Annotated in this window: 11 protein-coding genes and 1 riboswitch; of the genes, 6 read left to right on the top strand and 5 right to left on the bottom strand. The window is 60.9% G+C overall.

Annotated elements, in window-relative coordinates; translation table 11 throughout:
- The first annotated feature begins 101 nt into the window (after window positions 1–101).
- A complete protein-coding gene (locus FBAL_RS20705; RefSeq protein WP_013344182.1) occupies window positions 102–4,034 on the top strand; it encodes a S8 family serine peptidase in 3,933 nt (1,310 codons plus the stop codon).
- An 82-nt stretch (window positions 4,035–4,116) separates the two neighbouring features.
- On the opposite strand, the gene lysC is transcribed toward FBAL_RS20705, so the two are convergent.
- The gene (gene lysC / locus FBAL_RS03425; RefSeq protein ID WP_013344181.1) at window positions 4,117–5,499 is read right to left on the bottom strand and encodes a lysine-sensitive aspartokinase 3; all 1,383 of its coding nucleotides are present in this window, start codon (window positions 5,497–5,499) and stop codon (window positions 4,117–4,119) included.
- Between the two features lie 73 nt (window positions 5,500–5,572).
- Window positions 5,573–5,750, bottom strand: a riboswitch (Lysine riboswitch).
- A 601-nt stretch (window positions 5,751–6,351) separates the two neighbouring features.
- On the opposite strand from lysC, the gene arcA reads away from it, so the two are divergent.
- Window positions 6,352–7,071 (top strand): two-component system response regulator ArcA, encoded by a 720-nt coding sequence (gene arcA / locus FBAL_RS03420; protein WP_013344180.1) that lies wholly within the window; start codon window positions 6,352–6,354, stop codon window positions 7,069–7,071.
- Window positions 7,072–7,135: 64 nt separating this feature from the next.
- On the opposite strand, the gene FBAL_RS03415 is transcribed toward arcA, so the two are convergent.
- A complete protein-coding gene (locus FBAL_RS03415; protein ID WP_013344179.1) occupies window positions 7,136–7,498 on the bottom strand; it encodes an Hpt domain-containing protein in 363 nt (120 codons plus the stop codon).
- A gap of 155 nt (window positions 7,499–7,653) precedes the next feature.
- Here FBAL_RS03415 and FBAL_RS03410 point away from each other — a divergent pair, with 155 nt between their 5' ends.
- The gene (locus FBAL_RS03410; protein ID WP_013344178.1) at window positions 7,654–11,019 is read left to right on the top strand and encodes an SPOR domain-containing protein; all 3,366 of its coding nucleotides are present in this window, start codon (window positions 7,654–7,656) and stop codon (window positions 11,017–11,019) included.
- A 175-nt stretch (window positions 11,020–11,194) separates the two neighbouring features.
- On the top strand, window positions 11,195–12,124 hold the full coding sequence (folE2, locus tag FBAL_RS03405) for a GTP cyclohydrolase FolE2 (protein WP_041251484.1): 930 nt from the start codon (window positions 11,195–11,197) through the stop codon (window positions 12,122–12,124).
- Window positions 12,125–12,224: 100 nt separating this feature from the next.
- On the opposite strand, the gene mnmL is transcribed toward folE2, so the two are convergent.
- Window positions 12,225–13,160, bottom strand: coding sequence for a tRNA modification radical SAM protein MnmL/YtqA (gene mnmL, locus FBAL_RS03400; protein ID WP_013344176.1), 936 nt, complete (start codon window positions 13,158–13,160; stop codon window positions 12,225–12,227).
- A gap of 407 nt (window positions 13,161–13,567) precedes the next feature.
- Between mnmL and gltB the strand changes: the two genes are divergently transcribed.
- Window positions 13,568–18,019, top strand: coding sequence for a glutamate synthase large subunit (gltB, locus tag FBAL_RS03395; protein ID WP_013344175.1), 4,452 nt, complete (start codon window positions 13,568–13,570; stop codon window positions 18,017–18,019).
- A gap of 13 nt (window positions 18,020–18,032) precedes the next feature.
- Window positions 18,033–19,451 (top strand): FAD-dependent oxidoreductase, encoded by a 1,419-nt coding sequence (locus tag FBAL_RS03390; RefSeq protein ID WP_013344174.1) that lies wholly within the window; start codon window positions 18,033–18,035, stop codon window positions 19,449–19,451.
- Window positions 19,452–19,804: 353 nt separating this feature from the next.
- Here FBAL_RS03390 and FBAL_RS03380 read toward each other — a convergent pair whose 3' ends face one another.
- Entirely contained in the window at window positions 19,805–20,281 is a 477-nt protein-coding gene (locus FBAL_RS03380; RefSeq protein WP_013344172.1) for a hypothetical protein, read from the bottom strand.
- A 20-nt stretch (window positions 20,282–20,301) separates the two neighbouring features.
- Entirely contained in the window at window positions 20,302–21,225 is a 924-nt protein-coding gene (locus tag FBAL_RS03375; RefSeq protein WP_013344171.1) for a cytochrome c3 family protein, read from the bottom strand.
- Window positions 21,226–21,652: the final 427 nt, after the last annotated feature.

Raw genomic sequence — 21,652 nt, 5'->3', positions numbered from 1 at the left:
GCTCCCAAAAGCAGCCCTTTGGCCATGTCACAATGCAACAGATGAGAGAGCAGGGATGCGCCCAGTGCGAGTTGGGTGGGATGAAATGACAGGGATCCAATATGAGCAAAACCAAAATAGCCTTTTCCATCACCTTTGCAGTGTGGTGCTGTAGCTTCTTTGCATGGGGCGAGCAGCCAATAAACACCTACGCTCATTTTGAACAGCTGGCCACCCGTACTCATTGGGAGCCACCACTCCGAACCGAAATCCCAAATCAAAAGCAGCAACGGTTTATTGTGCAGTTTCAGTCCGCCCCGCTGATCAGTTTGGGCGTGCGCGGCTCGGCCGCTACCTGGCAAACTTCGCAAACACAGAACACCGACCACTGGGATCGGGTTTGGCAACATCAAGAGCAATTGAATACAGAATATCGTGCACTGTCAGACGCCCTCAATACCGAAGGCATTAACGCCGGCATTGCGCACCGATTCAGCACTGTGATGAACGGTGTCGTCCTCTCAGGCAGCAATCTCAACGCCTCAGAGATTGCTGCGATTCCCGTTGTCAAAGCGGTCTTTCCTGAACGTTATTACAGCGTCTCTTTGGATGCCTCTCAGGACCTGATCAACGCCCCAGTGCTGTGGGAGCGCCTTGGCCAGCCTAATCATGCTGGCAAAGGGGTAAAGATCGCCATCATTGACTCCGGCATCTACCCCGAACACCCCATGTTTTCCGATGAGGGTTTTCAACCTGCCTCACAACACCGGCCCCAGGACGATTACTGCGCCACCGTCGACAGCACCTTTTGCAACAACAAGGTGATCGCGGCCCGCTGGATCTCGCCAACGTTTCCAGTCTGGCAAGATGAATATATGAGTCCAAGGGGATTCAATGGTCACGGCACCCATGTCGCAGGCATCGCAGCCGGCAACCCGGTCACCACGGAGTTTAAGGGACAACAGCTGGACTTTTCAGGCGTCGCTCCGGGTGCCTATCTGATGGTCTATAAGGCACTTTATGCCTCTGCTAACAACCCTAACGGCGCGTCCGGTTCCAACATTATGCTGCTTCAGGCGCTTGAACATGCCGTTAATGATGGTGCCGATGTAATCAATAACTCTTGGGGCGGCGCGGTTGGCATGGATCCGGCCCTATCCCCATTTCAAGACGCCATTGAAGCCGCTGAGGCCGCCGGCATCGTGGTGGTCAACTCGGCAGGCAACTCCGGCCCCAGTGCCAACACCATCGGCTGCCCAGGCTGCATCGAGGCCGGGATCACTGTGGCAAACAGCTCTCATGGGCGCTTTATCAGTCACTTTTTAAAGCCAGACGGCTTTGACCCAATGGTTGCTGCACCCGCCCTGACCAACCTCACCGAACGGGAGATCCGTGCTCCGATCGCCACCATTAATCAACTGAGCAATATTGAAGGCTGTGAACCCTTTTCAGCCAACAGTTTACAGGGGCAGATAGTGCTGCTTCAGCGGGGAACATGCGGCTTTATCGTGAAGGCCCAGAACGCCCACGCCGCCGGAGCCGTCGCGATGCTGGTTTTCAACGACCGGCCGGGCGAGCCCATTACTATGGCGATGCACTCATCTCCCATTCCTGCCGCCATGATCAGCCAATTTGATGGCGCCGCACTCCTGTCAATCGCCAACAATGGTGCCTCCGTTATGGCCTCGCTCTCTGATCAGGAGCTCCGCCTGGTGGCTAAAGCGTTCGCCGACCATATCTCACCCAGCAGCTCTCGTGGTCCCAATGGCGACCCCCATATTCTCAAGCCGGACATTACCGCACCGGGCACCAACATCCTGTCGGCCATCCCCACACAACAAGCCAATGGTAAGACCTCGTCTTATGCGATGCTCAGTGGCACCTCAATGGCCGCCCCCCACGTCGCCGGAGCAGCGGCGTTGATGCGACAGCTTCATCCTGACTGGAGTGCCATTGAGATCAAAACCGCGCTGACCAGCTCCAGTCATCGGGACAATCTGCGTAAGGAGGATAACAACTCAGCGGCGACGCCTTTTGATGTGGGCGCAGGAAGACTCGATCTGGACGCCGCTGCACGCGCCGTTTTGACCTTTGATAAAGCCTCCTACACCAACCCAAATTGTGTGACCCAGTGCCAGTTCAATGTGGTCGCAACCAACCGGGGAAACCGTGAAGCAAGCTGGGAGGTATCTGCACAACTGCCGAATGCGGAAGTCGTCATCACACCAGCCCGTGTGTTATTAGCCCCCGGTGTGGCACAGGAGATAACGGTAAAATTTAACTCACTCCATATGGAGACCGATCGCTGGCATTTTGGCGAACTGACCTTCTCAGGCAGCAGTGATGCCCATCTGCCTCTGGCAATTCTGCATACGCTTTCCAGCAACAGAGGGATGACGGCCCTGTATGGGGATAAAAGCAGCCTGGGTTACGGTGAGCAGAGCGACTATCACGCCCGTTTCACCAACAACAGCTTTCACGAAGAGATCGATATTAAACTGCAGGTCAGCCAAAGTTTGACCTTCGATCACGACAGCATTCGTATCCGGAGCAACAGCAGTTCCGGAGGGCAGCTCAACATTGACCACGAACTCAATGCGGTCAGATGGACCGGGCTTCTCGATACCCAGTTCATCGCCATCAAACAAACCCATGTTCCAGGCATCGCAACTCAAGCTCACCAAACCAACCGTGTCCCCTGTCCAGATGGGTGTGACGAAGCCTCGCTGGTTTATCGCGCCCGCGTACCATTCAAATTTAATGGCGATGACTATGAGGTTATCACCCTGTCCAGTAATGGCTTTTTGGTGATTGGAGAAACCCAGATCAACTCGGGCTGGCGCAATCAGAAACTGCCGGATATCGACACGCCCAATGGCGTCATCGCGCCCTTCTGGACCGACCTGAATTTGCTGGGGGACGAGGAGGCATACAGCAGCACCAGCGGCAACGGCTCAATGCACCTTTATGAGGTGCTCGGCGATGATAATGAGCCGCTCTGGCTGGTCGTCGATTGGATTGATGTTCAGGCCTATGGTGCCTCTTCAGCACAACAGTACAGTTTTGGTGTTTGGCTGGGTACGGGCCCCAATAAGGGCACCAACCTGATGACCTACTACCAGCTTGGTCCCCTCCCCTCTCAGTTAACCGTCGGTGTCGAAGACTCAGAAGGGAATAATGGCGCCGTTCGCTACTTCAATGGCCAGGGCTTTGAGCCTAAAGCGGGCGAAACTCTCAAGGTGGATACCCAGCCCGCCGGACATGTTGATATCGATCTTGTCCTGGCCAATCAAGCGGCCGAGTTCAAAACAAACCAGCAATTCCAGGCGCAGGAGGATGTGCCCTTACGCATTGACCTGTTGGAATTACACAGCCAACTGAAACACGTCCCAATTATCCTTGCCGCTAAGCATCAAGGTGTTCAGGTGCAAGCCATGCAATTGATTGATTTGATCTATCCGGAAATCCATGACATTGCCCTGGTACGCCAACCCGAACATGGGACAGCGCAGATGAATGCGGAACACCTTCTGCTCTATCAGCCCAACCGCGACTATTACGGTGCCGACTCACTCCAATACCGCTTGCTGGACAGCGATGGGACCACCTGGGGGTTCGTCGACATCAATATTGAGATCGCCAACGTTAACGACCGGCCGATCATCGACCCCATCGCTGAGCAAAGCGCTTCCCCCGGCCAGACAGTCGAGATCCTGCTGTCAGCAGAGGACGCCGACAACGACGTATTGAATTGGGGCGCGACGCAACGTTCCGGTACCAGTGCCCATTACACATTAAACGACAACAAGCTGGTCATCACCTTAGCGGAAGGAGCAAAGGAGGAGACACTGACCTTCACCGTTGTCGCCAGCGATGGGGTCGTCGAAAGCGAGCCAGTAACCGCCAGTATCAACGTGGTTTCAGGAACATCTCCCGGTACACCGCCTCAAAAACAGACGGAAGAAGCGGCAGAGAAAGGAGGGGGCAGCCTGACCATCGGACTGTGGCTCCTGCCTGTGCTGATGGCCTTCCGTCGGCGTCGAGCCTACCGCTGAATAAGGCGGGCTGCGTTATCCGGTAACCAAGGCAAAGGGCAACGATTCATCAGCCAAAAGGGGCGCCATACGGCGCCCCTTTTTATACCTGCTCCAGCAATCGACCGTGCAACTCCTGCACCACCGGATCCACCTCGCTACCATCCACCAGGAAGCACAGGTTATGGGCACTGGCCCCCTGACAGATCATCCGCACGTTATGGTTCTCCAGTACTTCAAACACCCGCTTGCCCACTCCGGCGGTGGTCGCAATGCGGTTACCGATCACCGCCACCAGAGCCAGACCGGTCTCCACCTCAACCCGGCACATCTGGCCCAACTCCTCCAGCAAGGCTGGCGTCAGCAGTTCGCGGCCACCACTGTCAGAACCGGTGCTATCCAGAGTCAGCGCCACCGACACCTCGGAGGTGGTAATCAAATCCACACTGATGCGGTGACGCGCCAGGATGGCGAACAGTTCCGCCAGGAAACCCTGGGCATGCAGCATATTGAGGCTGTGTACGGTCAGCAGGGTCTGGTTGCGGCGCAACGACACCGCCCGGTAGACCGGGTTGAGTTCAGTTTGATTGCGGATCCAGGTACCGCCCAGTTCCGGACTGCGGCTGCAGCCCACAAAGACCGCGCAACCCGAGCGCACTGCCGGGAGAATGGTGGCCGGGTGCAGCACCTTAGCGCCAAAGGTGGCCATCTCCGCCGCTTCATCAAAGGAGAGCTCCGGGATGGGACGGGCGCCACTTACCAAGCGGGGATCGCAGCTGTATATCCCATCCACATCGGTCCAGATCGCCAGGTTGTCCGCCCCCAACGCCTCGGCCAACAAGGCTGCACTGAAATCGGAGCCGCCCCGGCCCAACGTTGTGGTATTGCCATCGGCGTCAGCCCCGATAAAGCCCTGGGTCACGATCCGTTCCGCGTTCAACCCCACGGCCCAGCGGCCCTGAGCCAGCTGAGCCAGCTCCTGCAGCTGAGGGGTCGCGCGACCATGATGGCTGTCGGTGCGCATCACTTCGCGCACATCCCGGGCTCGGGCCGGCTCTCCACGCTGGCGCAGCAACTCGGCAAATAACAGCGAGGAACACTGCTCCCCCAGCGCCAGCAGGGCATCCACCCTGGCCGGTTCGCCAGGCAGGTGAGCCAGGGACGCACTGTGTTTGTCCATCTCGGTCAGCAGCTGATCCAGAGTGGCAGCCACTTCCGCCGGACGCCCCAGGGCATCGAGGATCTGGTACTGAATCGCGGCGATCTGCCCTAACAGGGCCAGGCGTTTGTCGTTCTCTGCCACACCCGCAGACAGCGCCACCAGCAAGTTGGTGACCCCGCTGGAAGCGCTGACCACCACAACCCGAACGCTGGGATCGGCGAGGATAATATCGGCACAGCGATCCATGGCGGCATAGTCAGCCACCGAGGTGCCGCCAAACTTGGCAACCGTCAGAGAGACAGGGGAAAAAGTGTGTGTGTTCATTGTGCTCCGAACCAATATAGCCGTTCGGAGAGTCTGGATGGGGCACCCGCAAACATCGTGCAATCACGGGGTTTCTTCCAGAAGCTCTCCACCTACATCCAATGGTGACAGCCCCGGAGATTCAGCCCCGGTGGCCGACGGTGTTCCGAGTCGAACGGTTCACCATCTCGGCGTTGCTCCCCCTGGGCCGGCATTGGCGGAGTTCGCTCTCCTGCTCCGGCTTACCTGGGCAACGCACCTCTTCTGTTTCTCCCGCTTGGCGAGAGAGGCACACATCACACCGCAAATGGCCGGTCACTGTCAAACTTTTGTCCGTTTCTTAACCGGACCTGTCGTGATCACTGTCACAACCCGGGTTCAGTGTTTACATTTAAGCAGGGTGTGGATACCGTGACAGCCCCCAAAGCCGGGGATAAAACCGAAAGCGATCACAACTTTAACCCAAACCCTCCGGGTTCCGCTGGTTCTGGCAACCCGCGCAGGTAGAATGGCGCCATCGATTAACGAGCTGACGACTTTCACTGGCATAAACCAGTGGAAATTCGAAACAAACTCATCTTTGCGCCTCGTCAAAAGTCGAACAATTTGTGATCCGCGCCCCAAAAAAGGCGGCCCGTTAACAAAAGTTGGCGAACTGTTGAACCATTTTGGGGTATTTTCAGTCCCACAAGGTGAACAGCCCCGAACGCGGTAACGCGTTGAATGTCGGAGCACACCTTGCAGGAAACTGCAGCCACGATTACATCCCCTGACTGGCTGTATGTGGCAATAAAAGGGACTTTGCATACGCTTAATGGTTAGTGGTACGCCACTGGCTTTGATTTGTGTCGAACAGCGCTTTAGGTAGCTAACATGCAAAATCCGCACATCCTCATCGTTGAAGACGAAGCCGTCACCAGCAACACCCTCAAAAGCATCTTCGAAGCCGAAGGCTACAACGTTACTGTCGCTGTCGACGGTGATGAGATGCACAACGCCCTGAAGACCCACAAGATCTCTCTGGTCATCATGGACATCAACCTGCCTGGCAAAAACGGCCTGTTGCTGGCCCGTGAGCTGCGTGAGCAGGATGACATCGCCCTGATCTTCCTGACCGGCCGTGACAACGAAGTGGACAAGATTCTGGGTCTGGAGATTGGTGCTGATGACTACATCACCAAGCCGTTCAACCCGCGCGAGCTGACCATCCGTGCTCGCAACCTGCTGAACCGCATCGTGAACGCTGGCAAAACCAGCGAAGAGAAGCCCCAGGTTGAGTACTACCACTTCAACGACTGGACTCTCGAGATCAACAGCCGCTCCCTGATCAGCCCGACTGGCGAACCCTTCAAGCTGCCGCGCTCTGAGTTCCGCGCTCTGCTGCACTTTGTTGAGAACCCGGGCAAGATCCTGTCCCGCAGCGACCTGCTGATGAAGATGACCGGCCGTGAGCTGAAGCCCCACGACCGTACTGTGGACGTGACCATCCGTCGCATCCGCAAGCACTTCGAAAGCCACCCGGAAACTCCGGAGATCATCGCCACCATTCACGGCGAAGGCTACCGCTTCTGTGGTGCCCTGAACGAGCACTAAGCACTCGCTTCAGTCATAAAAAAAGGCTGCCTTCGGGCAGCCTTTTTTGTTTGAGTGCGCCGGTTCAGGCGCGCTCAGTCAGGTAATGTTTCAGACTGGTCAGGTCGTTGTCCATGTGCTCACGAATGGCCGCGAACCACTGCTGATGCTCCCCTTCCCAACGCGGTTCATCACCACACTGCAGGGCCTGAGACAACTCCTGGATGCGCTTCAGGCCAACCGAACCGGCCGCCCCCTTCAACTTATGCGCCTCAGACAGCACCTGATCCTTATCGCCGGACTCCAGGCCACGGGCGATGGCATCCACGTATTCCGGGGCCATCTGTTCAAATACCACGACGGATTTGAGCAGGGTGGCAGCCCCGATGGCGGCGCAGTATTGATCGAGGGTAACGGTGTCCAAGTGCTCGTGGGCAGCAGCTGTCATGTATTTCTCCAAGGTCCGGAGGTGAAATTCGAGTCCAGACTCAAACTATCACGGCAAGCTAAGGGTCACAACACGCGCGTTTTCCCATCACTTTGTAAGTTAATCAATGGTATCCTCCCGACCAAAATCGATAACCTCAACGTTCTTGTGGGAAGATGCGAGCTGTCACCTTAGCCGTAGTGGGTGCGCTGACCTGCGCTCAAACCGTTCAAGCCCGGGAAGTCCCCCTGGCCCCGAAACAGATCCAGACCTTTACCCTGTTCAGCCAAGGTCACCAGTTGGAACAACCACTGGTGGTTTACCGCTACGAACAGCGGACACTGGTTCCCCTGCAGGCGTTAAGCGCCGCACTGGGGCTGGAGATTCAGGTTAACCCCAACACCGCCAGTGCCAATGGCTGGGTGGCTGGGGAGAACGCCAACTTTATGCTCGACCTGAACCAGGACGAAGCCCGTCGGGGGCTGGAGCGTTTTGAGCTGGATCCCGCGCGCCCCTGGGGCCGCGACAGCGCCGACCTCTATCTCGACGCCGAACTGATCCAGCAGCTGCTGCCCATCAGTCTCAGCTTTAACCGCCCGGCCAGCCGCCTCTCCATCACCAGCCCCTACCCGCTGCCTGCGGTGATTCGGCTGGAGAAGCAACAATCCCAGATGGCCCAGCTCGGCCTGCAGCATCGCTTCCACAGCGCCGGTTTCGATCCGATCCATCCCCACCCCTACGAGGACCTGTCCGACCCGATGGTGTTCGCCTACGGCAACGCCGCGGTGATGGGCAAGGATATGCTGACCGAGGACTACCAGTTCGGCCTGATCAGCACCGGTGACGTACTGGGACAGAGCTACGAGTTCAACTACACCAAGCTGGCCAATGAGCGCAGTGAATACCGGCTGCGCTTTTCCCGCGACCTGGGGGACGTCAGCGAAGCGCTGCCGCTCAACCTGGGCCGCTACCAGGCCGGTGACGTCAGCTACCTGGGGGACAACATCATGTCCGGCGCCAGCGAAGGTCTGGGTTTCCAGATCAGCAACCTGGCCACCCCCAAAAGCCACCGTTTCGGCACCACCGCACTGGAGGGTAACGCGCCACCGGACTGGCAGATCCACCTGTACCGCAACGGCGTGCTGCTGGCCTTTACCCAGGCCGATGAGTCCGGACGCTATCGTTTTCTGGACGTGCCGCTGCTCGGCGGTGCCAACGTCTTTGAACTGCACCTCTATGGCAATAACGGCGAACACCAGATGCGCCGGGAAACCATCCAGGCCGGACAGCATGTCGGTAAGGGGGAGGTGGGCTTCAATGCCATGTACATCGACAACACCCAGTTCATCTTCAACAATCTGACCCCGGAAGAGGAAAGTGAACTGGGCGCCCGCAACCAGATGGCGATCCGTGCCGATTACGGCATCACCAACGCCATCAGCGCCGGACTCAGCTATTACAACCAGGAGCTGGCCTACGACGACTGGGGCCGGGTGGAACTGGAGAGTCGCCACTTCTACGGCGCCAACGTCTCCGCCGACCTGTTTGGCAGCAGCTGGGTGGTGGAAGGTTTGCGCGATGATGAGGGCAACAACGCCTACATGGCGGGCTGGACCCGTCGCCTCGGCGCCAACCACCACCTGCGCATCGACCACCACTACAACGGCGACATGCGCAACGATCGCATCGACCAGCAGGAGCGCGCGCTGAAGCGGGAAACCGAAGCCTGGCTGGAGGGCCAGACCTGGCGTCTGGGCGGCTGGCAGTATGCCTTTGGTGCCGCCAAGTACAGCCCCCAGGACGGTGGTGAAACCTTCTCGGTTTACCAGAACCGCATCTCTTCCCAGCTCGGCCCGGTCAGCTTCAGCCACCTGTACCGTTACGACACCCAGTACGACACGCGTCTTGAACGCCAAAGCGGTGAGGTGCTGTTCAGCACCACCGGTTACGACTGGAGCCTGTCCGGTAACGCCAAGTACCAGTGGGGCAAAGGGGTGGAAGAGTTGGAAACCCGCCTGCGCTGGCGCCCGATGTACGGGTTCTACAACCAGACCAAGCTGTGGTACCTCGACCCGGAAGAGCGTAAGAGCCGCTTCGGCCTCGGCCATGAGGTGGCGTACCGCTACCGCTGGTTTACCCTCGGTCTGCAGGGCGGCGTGGATACCCGCGGCAACTGGCAGGTCAACACCACCGCCACCTTCGCCATCAACTACCGCGACAACCGCGATGGTCTGGCGGCCGAAGCGCTGCGCCCGCAACTGTCCGATATGGTGGTTCGGGTGTTCCTCGACAGCAACAACAACGGCCACTTCGACCGCCACGACCAGCCGATGGCCGGCCTGGCCATCAGCACCGCGCCGAGCTGGCCCCGTGAAGTGAGTGACGATCAGGGCGAGATCCTGCTGCGCCAGGTGCCGGCCAACAGCCTCTACCGCATCGAGATCGACCCGCGTCATCTGCCGCCGGGCACTGCGCTGCGTGGCGGCCCGGTTGAGGTGATGCCCCTGCCGGGCCAACGTACCGAAGTCGACTTGGCTCTGGTGCGGGTCACCGATGTGGATGGCACCCTGATGACCCCCTACGGCCCAGTAGCCAACATGCCGGTGACCCTGGTGGACCTCAACCACAATACGCTGCTGCAAACCCGCTCCAACGCCGAGGGTCAGTTTGCCCTGCCTGCGATTCCGCCGGGCAACTACTACGTGATCCTGGATGAAGGCCAGTTGAAAGCCCGCAAACTCAAACCGCAGGTGCCGATCCACCCGCTCAACATCGGTGGCCAGGGCGAACCCCGCCGGGACTGGACCATCCCCATCGACGTGCTGGCCGGCAGCCCCATGCAACCGGCTGCTGAGGTGGTGGCCCCGGTTATCGCCCCGCCGCAGCCGATTGTTGACCAGCCCAAAGCGGTCACCCCGGTGGCCAGACTGCCCAAAGCCGAAGCACCGCTGGCGCGTATGGCCGACGAGGATTACACCCTGCAACTGGCGGCCAGCCGCGAGGTATTTAACCTGGCGCGCCTTAAGGCCCAGTTCCCGGCCCTTTCGCTGGAGCAGATCACCGTGATGCGCGCTGGCAAACCGATGCACCTGCTGCTCTCCGGCCAGTATCCCAGCGAGCGCTCCGCTCGATTTGGTCTGCGCGACCTGCCCAAGGAGTTTGCCAACGACCTGCCTCTGGTGCGCCGCGTGGGTGACCTGAAGCGGGAAGCGATTGATGCCCCGGCACCGTCCGCGGCACCGACGCGCGCGGCGACAACCGCAGCGGCCGCAACCGACACCAGCAACGCCGATGCCTGGCTGGCTGCCCAACCCGCCGGTAACCTGACCTGGCAGATGGCCGCCACCAAGGGGCTGGCCAGTGCCGAAGCCTTTATCCGTCAGCACCAGTTGCCGCAACCGGTGGCGATCCACCAGCACAATGGCTGGTACCAGATCCTGTGGGGCAGCTTTGCCGACAAGGCCAGCGCCCAGCAGGCGCTGGAGGCGTTGCCCAAGGCCCCACAAAATCCATGGTTGCGAGGGGTCCGCCAGCTGCGCTAACGTGTGGCCCCCCGCGCAGCGGGTCGAGTTGCCAAAACGCGGTCTAATCGACTTTTTGGAACACTCCTATGCAAGGTTTCGTAGGGTTTAACCATGTGTCGACATCCGACCGCGTGTTATAATCGCCGCCCTTCATGCAGTACCGGGTGGAATACAGATGACGGAGAACCTCAACATGCCGACAAAGATGCCCGATGTGGCCACCAGTGCTAAGGCGCAAGTCACCGGCACGCTGGATTGGGTCGGGATGAGCAACATCGAAATGCCGATGACCATTAAGGCCGATGACGGCCAGGCACGGCAGATCAGCACCCGGATCGAAGCCTTCGTAAATCTGGCAGAGCCCCAGGCCAAGGGGATCCACATGTCCCGCCTGTACCTGGCGCTGGACAAACTGTCGCTGGAACAGGAACTGACCCTGCAGAGCCTCAAAGCCCTGCTGGACACCTTTATCAGCAGCCACGATGCCCTGTCTGACCGCGCCCACGTCTCCTTTGCCTTTGATTACCACCTGCGCCGTCCGGCGCTGCTGTCCGGTAACCACGGCTGGCGCAACTACCCGGTTGTTCTGACCGGTCGTCTCGACAAGGGCCAGCTCGATCTGGAACTCAAGGTGGACGTAGCCTACTCCTCCACCTGCCCCTGCTCGGCCGCGCTGGCGCGCCAGCTGATCCAGGACGCCTTTGAAGCTAAGTTCCACGGCCAGCAGCAGATTGACCTGGATACCGTGCACCAATGGCTCGGCACCACCAGCGGCATCGTCGCCACCCCTCACAGCCAGCGCAGCATCGCCGAAGTGAAGGTTAAGCTGAACGACGCCCTGAATGAACTGCCGATCCTGGCCCTGGTGGAGGCGATTGAAAACGCGCTGAAAACCCCGGTTCAGGCCGCGGTAAAACGGGAAGATGAGCAGGAGTTTGCCCGCCTCAACGGTCAGAACCTGATGTTTGTGGAAGACGCGGCCCGTCGCCTCAAGCACACCCTGGACCAGAGCGAGAGCTTCAACGACTTCTGGCTGCGGGTGAATCACCTCGAAAGCCTGCACGCCCACGACGCCGTGGCCGTGGACACCAAAGGGGTTGAGGGCGGCTACCAGCCGTACTGAGCCCCTCAATAGAAAAAGCGCCCGATGGGGCGCTTTTTTTGTTGGTCGTCTGGAATCCGTCGGGGCCGATATCGTGGACGGGTGCCGGCCGACTCGGGGGTCAGGCGGTAAAGGGCTGGCCCAACGCGCTGCCCTGGCCACCATCGCGCTTCAGGCGCTCAATCAGGCCATTCATCACCAGCCATTTGTCGCCGCACCAATCCGGCGCAATCAACTCCGGCGGACGCGCATAGGCGCTGACCCGGTGGTACACCACCTCAGCCGGGGTGTGCTGGATCAGCCTGGCGGCGCAATCCATATAGGTGTCCTGGTCCCACAGCGCCAAACGACCCGCCCGCCACTGCTTCGCCATAATGCTTCCCTCCACCACATGCAGAGGGTGCAGTTTCAGGCCATCCGTCCCCACCGCCAGCACCTGCTGCAGGGTCTGTTCCGCGTCGGCCGGGGTCTCACCGGGCAACCCAAGGATCAGGTGGGTACACACCTTCAGGCCGTATAAGCGGGCCCGCGCCACAGTGTCCGCATAGGCGGCAAAGTCGTGGCCACGGTTGATCTTTTTCAGCGTGCTGTCATTGGCGGTCTGAAGCCCCAACTCCAGCCACACCTCCATCCCCTGCTGCTGGTAGCCCGCCAACAGCGCCAGCACCTCGTCCGGTACACAGTCGGGACGGGTGCCCACACAGATGCCGACGATGTCGGACACCGCCAGCGCCTCTTCGTATTTGCGCTTCAGTACCGCGTACTCGTCGTAAGTGGAGGTGTACGCCTGGAAGTAGGCCAGGTAGCGCTTATCCGCCCGGCGCTGCTCCCCTTCACGGCGAGCCCGGCCCGCCTGCAACTGCTCCGCCACACTGGCCTTGCTGCCGTGCTCGGCACTGAAGGAGGACACGTTACAGAAGGTGCAGCCGCCCACGCCCAGGCTGCCGTCCCGGTTGGGGCAGGTAAACGCGGCATCGATGGTCAGCTTATGGATCTTCTGGCCGTATCGGGCCGTCATATAGTGGCCCAGGGTATGGACGTAGCGGTTGAGTCCCAAGGAGCGCTCCGGGGGTTGATGAAAAAGCGCGCAATCATAGCAATCCGACGCGGATTCGACGCCGATCCTGATCACAGCCCGATAATCGTTCCTTATCGGCCAATAAGCCTGCCTGCCTCAGAGTGGGGCCACACCCTGGGGCCCCACTCCGGAGCCATGCCCCACCGCAACGCAACCGAACGGCGATAATGCGGTCAAACTGCATATTGTGCCGCCGCGCCCTGCCCTGCCTTTTTGCTTTCGTCAAGCGGCGTTATACCGAATCGGCATGGTGTTATCGCCCCATCTCGGGGCAGTATCCGATTGACCAACCTCTGGCCACGGCAGTAATTTAGTTGGTTCGATTGCATAATTATGTTGGTTGCACCCACGTCGGGCATGCGTTAGGGCAACCTTGGAGGATTGGAATGGCGCTGTATCAACCTGGGTATGAACGGGAAAACTGCGGTTTTGGCCTTATCGCCCATATGGAGGGAGAGGCCAGCCACCGGGTGGTCCGTACCGCCATCAGTGCACTGGATCGCCTGCAACACCGCGGGGCCATCGGTGCCGACGGCAAAACCGGCGACGGCTGCGGCCTGTTGCTGAAAAAACCCGACGGCTTCTTCCAGCACATTGCCGCCGAGCAAGGCTGGCGCCTCTCCAACAAGTACGCGGTGGGGATGATCATGCTGGGCCAGGACCCGGTGCGTTCCCACCACGCCAAGTCGGTTCTGCAACAGGAACTGGCACGGGAAACCCTGAGTGTGGTCGGTTGGCGTGAGGTGCCCGTCAACCTCGACAGCCTCGGCCCGATCGCCGCCCGCTCCGTGCCCACCTTTGCCCAGGTATTTATCAATGCCCCGGTTGGCTGGCGCAGCCGTGATCTGGAGCGACGCCTCTACATGGCCCGTCGCCGGGCTGAAAAGCAGCTCTGCGACGACCCCGACTTCTACGTCTCCAGCCTGTCCGGCCAGGTCATCGTCTATAAGGGACTGATGCTGCCCCGCGACCTGCCCAACTTCTATCCCGACTTGGCCGACCTGCGGATGCAGAGCGCCATCTGCCTGTTCCACCAGCGCTTCTCCACCAACACCCAGCCGCGCTGGCAACTGGCCCAGCCATTCCGCTACCTGGCCCATAACGGTGAGATCAACACCATCACCGGCAACCGTCAGTGGGCACTGGCGCGCCAGTATAAGTTTGCCTCACCGCTGCTGCCGGACCTTCAGGACGCGGCCCCCTTCGTCAACCAGTCCGGTTCCGACTCCTCCAGCCTCGACAATATGCTGGAGCTGCTGCTGGCAGGCGGCATGGACATCAAGCGGGCGATGCGCCTGCTGATCCCGCCCGCCTGGCAATCCAACCCCGACATGGATGCGGACCTTAAGGCGTTCTATGACTTCAACTCCATGCACATGGAGCCCTGGGATGGCCCGGCCGGGGTGGTGCTGACCAACGGTCGCCACGCCGCCTGCGCGGTGGACCGTAACGGCCTGCGCCCCTCCCGTTATGTCATCACCAAAGATCGCATCCTGACCCTCGCCTCCGAAGTGGGGATCTGGGACTACCAGCCCGATGAGGTGGTGGAGAAGGGTCGGGTTGGCCCCGGTGAGCTGCTGGTGCTGGACACCTTTACCGGTAAGCTGCTGCGCTCCTTCGAGATCGACGAAGATCTGAAGAGCCGCCACCCCTACGCCGAATGGATGAAAACCAACTCCCGCCGCCTGGTGCCCGGCGACAACCTGCCCCGGGAAGCGGCCGGTCAGGCCCAGTGGGATAACGCCACGCTGGTGCGCTACCAGAAGCTGTTTAATGTCTCCCGCGAAGAGCTGCGTGAAATCCTCTGGCCGCTGGCCGAAGGCGCGGCCGAGGCGGTGGGCTCAATGGGCGACGACACCCCGATGGCGGTGCTCTCTACCCAGGTGCGTTCCCTCTACGACTTCTTCCGTCAGCAGTTTGCCCAGGTCACCAACCCGCCCATCGATCCGTTGCGGGAAAAGCACGTGATGAGCCTGGCCACCTGCATCGGTAAGGAGCAGAACCCCTTTAACGAGACCACCGGCCATACCAACCGCGTGATCTTCGATTCTCCGGTGCTGCTCTACAGCGACTTCGCTCAGCTGCGGTCGCTGGACAACGACCACTTCAGCTCCAAGCTGATTGAGCTGAACTACGACCCGACCGAAGGTCTGGAAGCCGCCATCGTCCGCATCGCCGATGAAGCGGAAGCCGCGGCCCGGGAAGGCGCCACCATGGTGGTGCTGTCGGACCGCGCCATCGACGCCCAACAGTTGCCGGTGCCCGCCGTTATGGCGGTTGGCGCGGTACAGCGTCGACTGGTCACCCAACAGCTGCGCTGCGACACCAACATCCTGGTGGAGACCGCCTCCGCCCGTGACCCGCACCACTTCGCTGTGCTGCTGGGCTTTGGTGCCACCGCCATCTACCCCTATCTGGCCTATGAGTCGATCGCCGAATTGGCCAAGTCCAAGGGCCAGACCGAACAGGCCCGGGAACTGCTGCTGCAATACCGCAACGGCATCGATAAGGGGCTGCTGAAGATCCTCTCCAAGATGGGGATCAGCACCATCGCCAGCTACCGCTGCTCGCACCTGTTCGAAGCGATTGGTCTGTCGGAAGCGGTGATCTCACTCTGCTTTAAAGGGGTGCCCAGCCGCATTCAGGGTGCCGATTTCACCGACATCGAGGCCGACCAGGCTCAACTGCACAAGGCCGCGTTCCGCCGCCACCAGCCGCTGGCCCACGGTGGTCTGCTCAAGTTTGTCCACGGCGGCGAATACCACTGCTTTAACCCGGACGTGGTGCAGGCGCTGCAGCAGGCAGTCAACAGCGGCGATCAGGCCGCCTACGACCGCTACGCCGAGCTGGTTGACCAGCGCCCCACCGCCACCCTGCGTGACCTGCTCACCCTGAAGCCGGGCCAGGACGCGGTGGCCGCCGACCAGGTTGAAGGGGCCGACAAGCTCTACTGGCGCTTCGATACCGCCGCCATGAGTATTGGCGCGCTGGGTCCGGAGGCCCACGAAGCTCTGGCCGTGGCCATGAACACCCTCGGTGGCCACTCCAACTCCGGTGAGGGCGGTGAAGACCCGCGCCGCTTTAACAACGCTGGCAACTCCCGCATCAAGCAGGTGGCCTCCGGCCGCTTTGGCGTCACCGCCGCCTACCTGATGAGCGCCGACGTCATCCAGATCAAGGTGGCCCAGGGCGCCAAGCCCGGTGAAGGGGGGCAGCTGCCCGGCCATAAGGTCAGCGCCGAGATCGCCACCCTGCGCTTCAGCCGCCCGGGTGTCACCCTGATCTCACCGCCGCCCCACCACGACATCTACTCCATTGAGGATCTGGCTCAGCTGATCTTCGATCTTAAGCAGATCAATCCGGCCGCCCGGGTGTCCGTGAAGCTGGTGTCCGAGCCGGGCATCGGCACCATCGCCTGTGGCGTGGCCAAGGCCAACGCCGACATGATCACCGTCTCCGGTTACGACGGCGGCACCGGGGCCTCCCCGCTGACCTCCATCCACTATGCCGGCAGCCCCTGGGAACTGGGCCTGGCCGAAGTGCAGCAGGCACTGGTCGCCAACGGCCTGCGTCATAAGGTGTGCCTGCAGGTGGACGGTGGCCTCAAGAGTGGCCTCGATGTGGTGAAGGCCGCGCTGCTGGGCGCGGAGAGCTTCGGCTTTGGCACCGCGCCCATGGTGGCGCTGGGCTGCAAATACCTGCGCATCTGCCACCTCAACAACTGCGCCACCGGCGTGGCCACTCAGGACAAGCGCCTGCGTGACCAGCACTACCACGGCACACCGGAGAAAGTGATGCGCTTCTTCCAGTTTGTGGCCGAGGACGTGCGTCGCCATATGGCCGCCCTGGGCGTCACCAACTTTAACGCCATGATTGGCCGCAGTGACTGGCTCGGCCAACTGCCGGGCCAGACCCCGCGCCAGGGTAAGCTCGATCTGGCCGATCTGCTCGAACGCGCCATCCCGGAAGCGGACACCGCCAGCTACAGCACCGAGCGCAACCCGCCGCTGGATCAGGGCGAACTGAACCAGCAACTGCTGGCCCTGGCCAGCGAGGCGGTGGCCCAAAAGCAGGATGGCGAATGGACCCTACCGATCCGCAACACCGACCGCTCAGTGGGCGCCACCCTGTCCGGCCACATCGCCAAGGCCTGGGGCAACCAGGGCCTGGCGGGCCAGACCCTGCACTTCCGCTTTACCGGCACCGCGGGGCAGAGCTTCGGGGTCTGGAACGTGGGCGGCCTCAAGCTGGAGCTGTCCGGTGACGCCAACGACTACGTCGGCAAGGGGATGACCGGCGGTGAGCTGATCATCAAAACCCCTGGCGGCGTGGCCTACGATGGTGCCGAGTCGGTGATCATCGGCAACACCTGCCTCTACGGCGCCACCGGCGGCAAGCTGTTCGCCTCCGGCAAGGCCGGTGAGCGCTTTGCTGTGCGTAACTCCGGTGCGGTCGCGGTGGTCGAAGGCTGTGGCGATAACGGCTGTGAATACATGACCGGCGGTGTGGTGGCCATTCTGGGCCAGACCGGCGTCAACTTCGGCGCGGGCATGACCGGTGGCTTCGCCTACGTATTCGACCAGCACGATGATCTGGACCGCCGCCTTAACACCGAGCTGGTGGAGGCGCTGCAGGTCACCGAACCGATGATCCAGCACCACCTGAAACAGCTGCTGCAGGCGCATCTGGAAGCCACTGGCTCCGAACGTGCCGACGAACTGCTGCAGGACCTGACCAACTGGCTGCCCCGCTTCAAGATCGTTAAGCCGCGCGCCAGCGCCCTGACCGATCTGTTGGCACTGCAAACCAGTCAGGAACTCAAGGTTAAGGCCGGCTAAGGAGGACAGAACAATGAGCAACGATTTCCAATTCCTCGACGTCGACCGCCAGGACCCGGCCAAGCAAGCGCTGGATACCCGCAAAACCGACTTCGTCGAGATCTACCAGCCGTTTGATGACGCCGAGGTCAGCCAACAGGCGGACCGCTGTCTCGACTGTGGCAACCCCTACTGCGAGTGGAAGTGCCCGGTACACAACTACATCCCGGACTGGCTGCGCCTGGCTCAGGAGGGGCGCATTCTGGAAGCGGCGGAACTGTCCCACCAGACCAACTCCCTGCCGGAGATGTGTGGCCGGGTCTGTCCGCAGGACCGCCTCTGTGAAGGCGCCTGTACCCTGAACGACGATTTTGGTGCCGTCACCATCGGTTCGGTGGAGAAGTACATCACCGACACCGCCATCGCCATGGGCTGGAAACCGGATCTCTCCGGTGTGGAAGCGCGCCGGGAACATGTCGCCATCGTCGGTGCCGGCCCCGCCGGCCTGGCTTGTGCCGATGTGCTGCGCCGTAACGGCGCGCAGGTCACCGTGTATGACCGCATGCCGGAGATTGGCGGCCTGCTGACCTTTGGCATCCCCAGCTTCAAGCTGGAGAAATCCGTGGTGCGCAAGCGCCGTACCCTGCTGGAGGGGATGGGGATCCGCTTTGAGCTGGGCATCGACATTGGCCGCGACAAAACCTTCGACGACCTGCTGGCGGAGCACGACGCGGTGTTCCTCGGCATGGGAACCTACAAAGCGATGGCCGGTGGCCTGCCCGGCGAGTCTGCCAAGGGCGTGCACCAGGCGCTGCCCTTCCTGATCGCCAATACCGCTCAGTTGGAGGGCTACCCCACCGAGCACGATTACATCGACCTCAAAGGCAAACGCGTGGTGGTACTAGGCGGCGGCGATACCGCCATGGACTGCGTGCGCAGCGCCGTGCGTCAGGGCGCCACCAGTGTGCAGTGCGCCTACCGCCGGGATGAAGCCAATATGCCGGGCTCTGCCCGCGAAGTGCAGAACGCCAAGGAGGAGGGGGTGGAGTTCCTGTTTAACCGCCAGCCTCTGGGCATTGAGACCAACGCCAACGGTGAAGTGGTGGCGGTGCGCTGCTGCCAGACCCAACTGGGCGAACCGGATGAAAACGGCCGTCGCCGTCCCGAGCCGGTGCCGGACTCCGAAGTGCTGCTGAAAGCCGATGCGGTGTTGATCGCCTTCGGGTTTCAGCCCAGCCCGCCAGCCTGGCTGGGGGAGCACGGCATCATCACCGACGAATGGGGCCGGGTGCGGGCACCGGAAGCGGGCACCTACGCCTTCCAGACCAGCCACCCCAAGGTGTTTGCCGGGGGCGACATGGTGCGGGGCTCCGACCTGGTGGTCACCGCCATTGATGAGGGCCGACGGGCTGCCGCCGGCATCCTCGATTACCTGGATACACTACCTCAGTAGTGCGTTCCGTCGCTTATCCCGCCGCCAAGGCGGGATTTTTTTGCCCGTCATCCGACGCCGCTCTAATGGGCCCTGGCGTATCCACCGCAGCAGGGCTTGCCCCTGCTTGCTCATCGGAATCAACACCGCCCCCAGCAACATCAACAGTGCCAGCGCCAACAGCACACTCAGTATTTGCAGTACCATTTTGCGACCTCCCTGCGGCTTTCCTCTGTTGATTATGACCGCTTTACGAACGCCAATATTGCCGGGGATCAACGCCGCTTCCGGGTTCATCAAAACGTCAAAAAAGCCCCCGCACATGGCGGGGGCTGTTCGATGGCACCAGAGTGCGAATGACCAGAAACCAGATGTCAGGCTTCAGGCTCGGGCGGGCTGACCACCTCGGGCGCGTTGGTGGCCAACGCACCGAACACCTGAACCAGCAGTTTGTACTGGTCGACCCGGTCTCCCAACTGGGGCGCGGTATCGGGCATAAACTGGTAACGTCCCGGCTCGGTTTCGGTCAATTCACCAAGGCACTCCGGCACCAGTTGGCCACAGCCGAATCGGTCACTGGTGTGCCAGGGCATATCGAAGGCGCTGTCATAAGCCCCCGGATAGCCCAGGTAGGTGATGGCGTAATCCTTGGCTCCGGTCACGGCCAGCCCGGCACCGTTATCCAGGGTGAACACCACACTGGCGTCCTCGCCAACACTGTGCAGGGTCAGCACCAACGATTGCGCCTCGTCGATGGGCACGCTGGCCGGTGGTGCCGGGCTGTCATCGTCACTACCACAGGCGGCCAGAGCCAGTGTCAACGCAGCGGCCGTAAGTATACGAGCTGTCATATCCCTCTCCTCGCGTATGGTTAGTGGCAGTCGTTACAAGTAGCACCTTCATGGATGCCGGTCAGGCCCGCTTCCACATCGTGGGGGCTGTGGCAGGTCTTACACTCCATCTGGCTGGCCACATCGGTGCTGATGTACGCCTCCGGCTCCGCCTTGCTGCTGGCGTGACAGCCCATGCAGCTGGCGTTGTCCGGGGACTGGGTCTCGGCATTCAGGGTGCCGGCCAGAGACTCGTTCAGGTACTTCACGGTGATGTAGGCGATCTCCGCGGTGACCTGAGCGCAACGCTCAAACTTGGCGTTATGGCTGGAGCCGTACTTGCTGGCTTTGGACCAGAGCGAAACTGAGGTGTGACACAGAATGGAGTTGGCCACCGACTGACCCACCTTATCCGGGGTCAGCAGGGCACCGCCATCGTCTTTGTAGGTCGGCGCGCCAATGGCTTCCAGGAATGCCGCATCGCCACGGGGCATCGGGGTTTTCTCGTAGTAACGGTACACCGAGCGGATCACCGCAGCCCGATCGACACCACCCAGTACGTTTACCGCCATCGCGGTGGCATTCAGACAGCCACACAGGGTGCCCCAGCCGGCGATACCGCCCCCGCCATAGGCCGCAAAGTTGGTGGGGATGGCGGCGAACTGGCAGGCATCCTCATGGCCCTGCACCGCCAGCTCCTGCACAATGGCGTCGAACACCCCGTACATGCAGCCACCCCGGCCGTAACCGGCGTAAGCGCGGTTCGCCACTTTCATCGGGTCGAGCTGTACGTAGGTCAGCAGGTTCTGGCCAAGGTCACCCCCGCCACCGCTGCCGATGCCAATCTGGCTGTCGCCACTGCATCCTTCGGCGGCCATCGCCTTCGGCCCGATAAGGGCAGTACCTGCAACGGTACCGGCAATGCCAATAATGCGGCCCATGGCCTGGCGTCTGTCTAGTGTCATCTTCTCTATCCCCTGCAATGGAATGTTTTTTTGGTTCCCAGGGGGCGTCCCCTGAGATGGAGCCAGTCTAGGCAGGGGGAAAAAGGGGCTATGCGCGCCGGATCACACTAATTCAGGACCTCAAAAAGGGCGAAGCAGGCCGGTGTTGTGATGAAAATTTGAATCGGAAAGCGAGGCGAATCGGTGACATCAGACCCATTTTTTGCCGTCCCAAGGTCGAAAATCACCGGCGAATGTGACACTAATGGGATGGCGGGTAAATTAGCGGTAAATTTGGCAAATCCCACCGGAGTGAATTTGCGGACCCGAATCACAGTGTCGACAGGGGGCAAAAATTCGAGCCGCCATTCGACAAAAATTCGTCCGTTTAGGCGGGGATCCAGATCACGGCGATCCCCTTCCCGGACCGTTAGACTCGGGCCAACCG

Source organism: Ferrimonas balearica DSM 9799, from assembly GCF_000148645.1.
GTDB lineage: Bacteria > Pseudomonadota > Gammaproteobacteria > Enterobacterales > Shewanellaceae > Ferrimonas > Ferrimonas balearica.
This window is presented reverse-complemented; position numbering and strand designations above follow the sequence as displayed.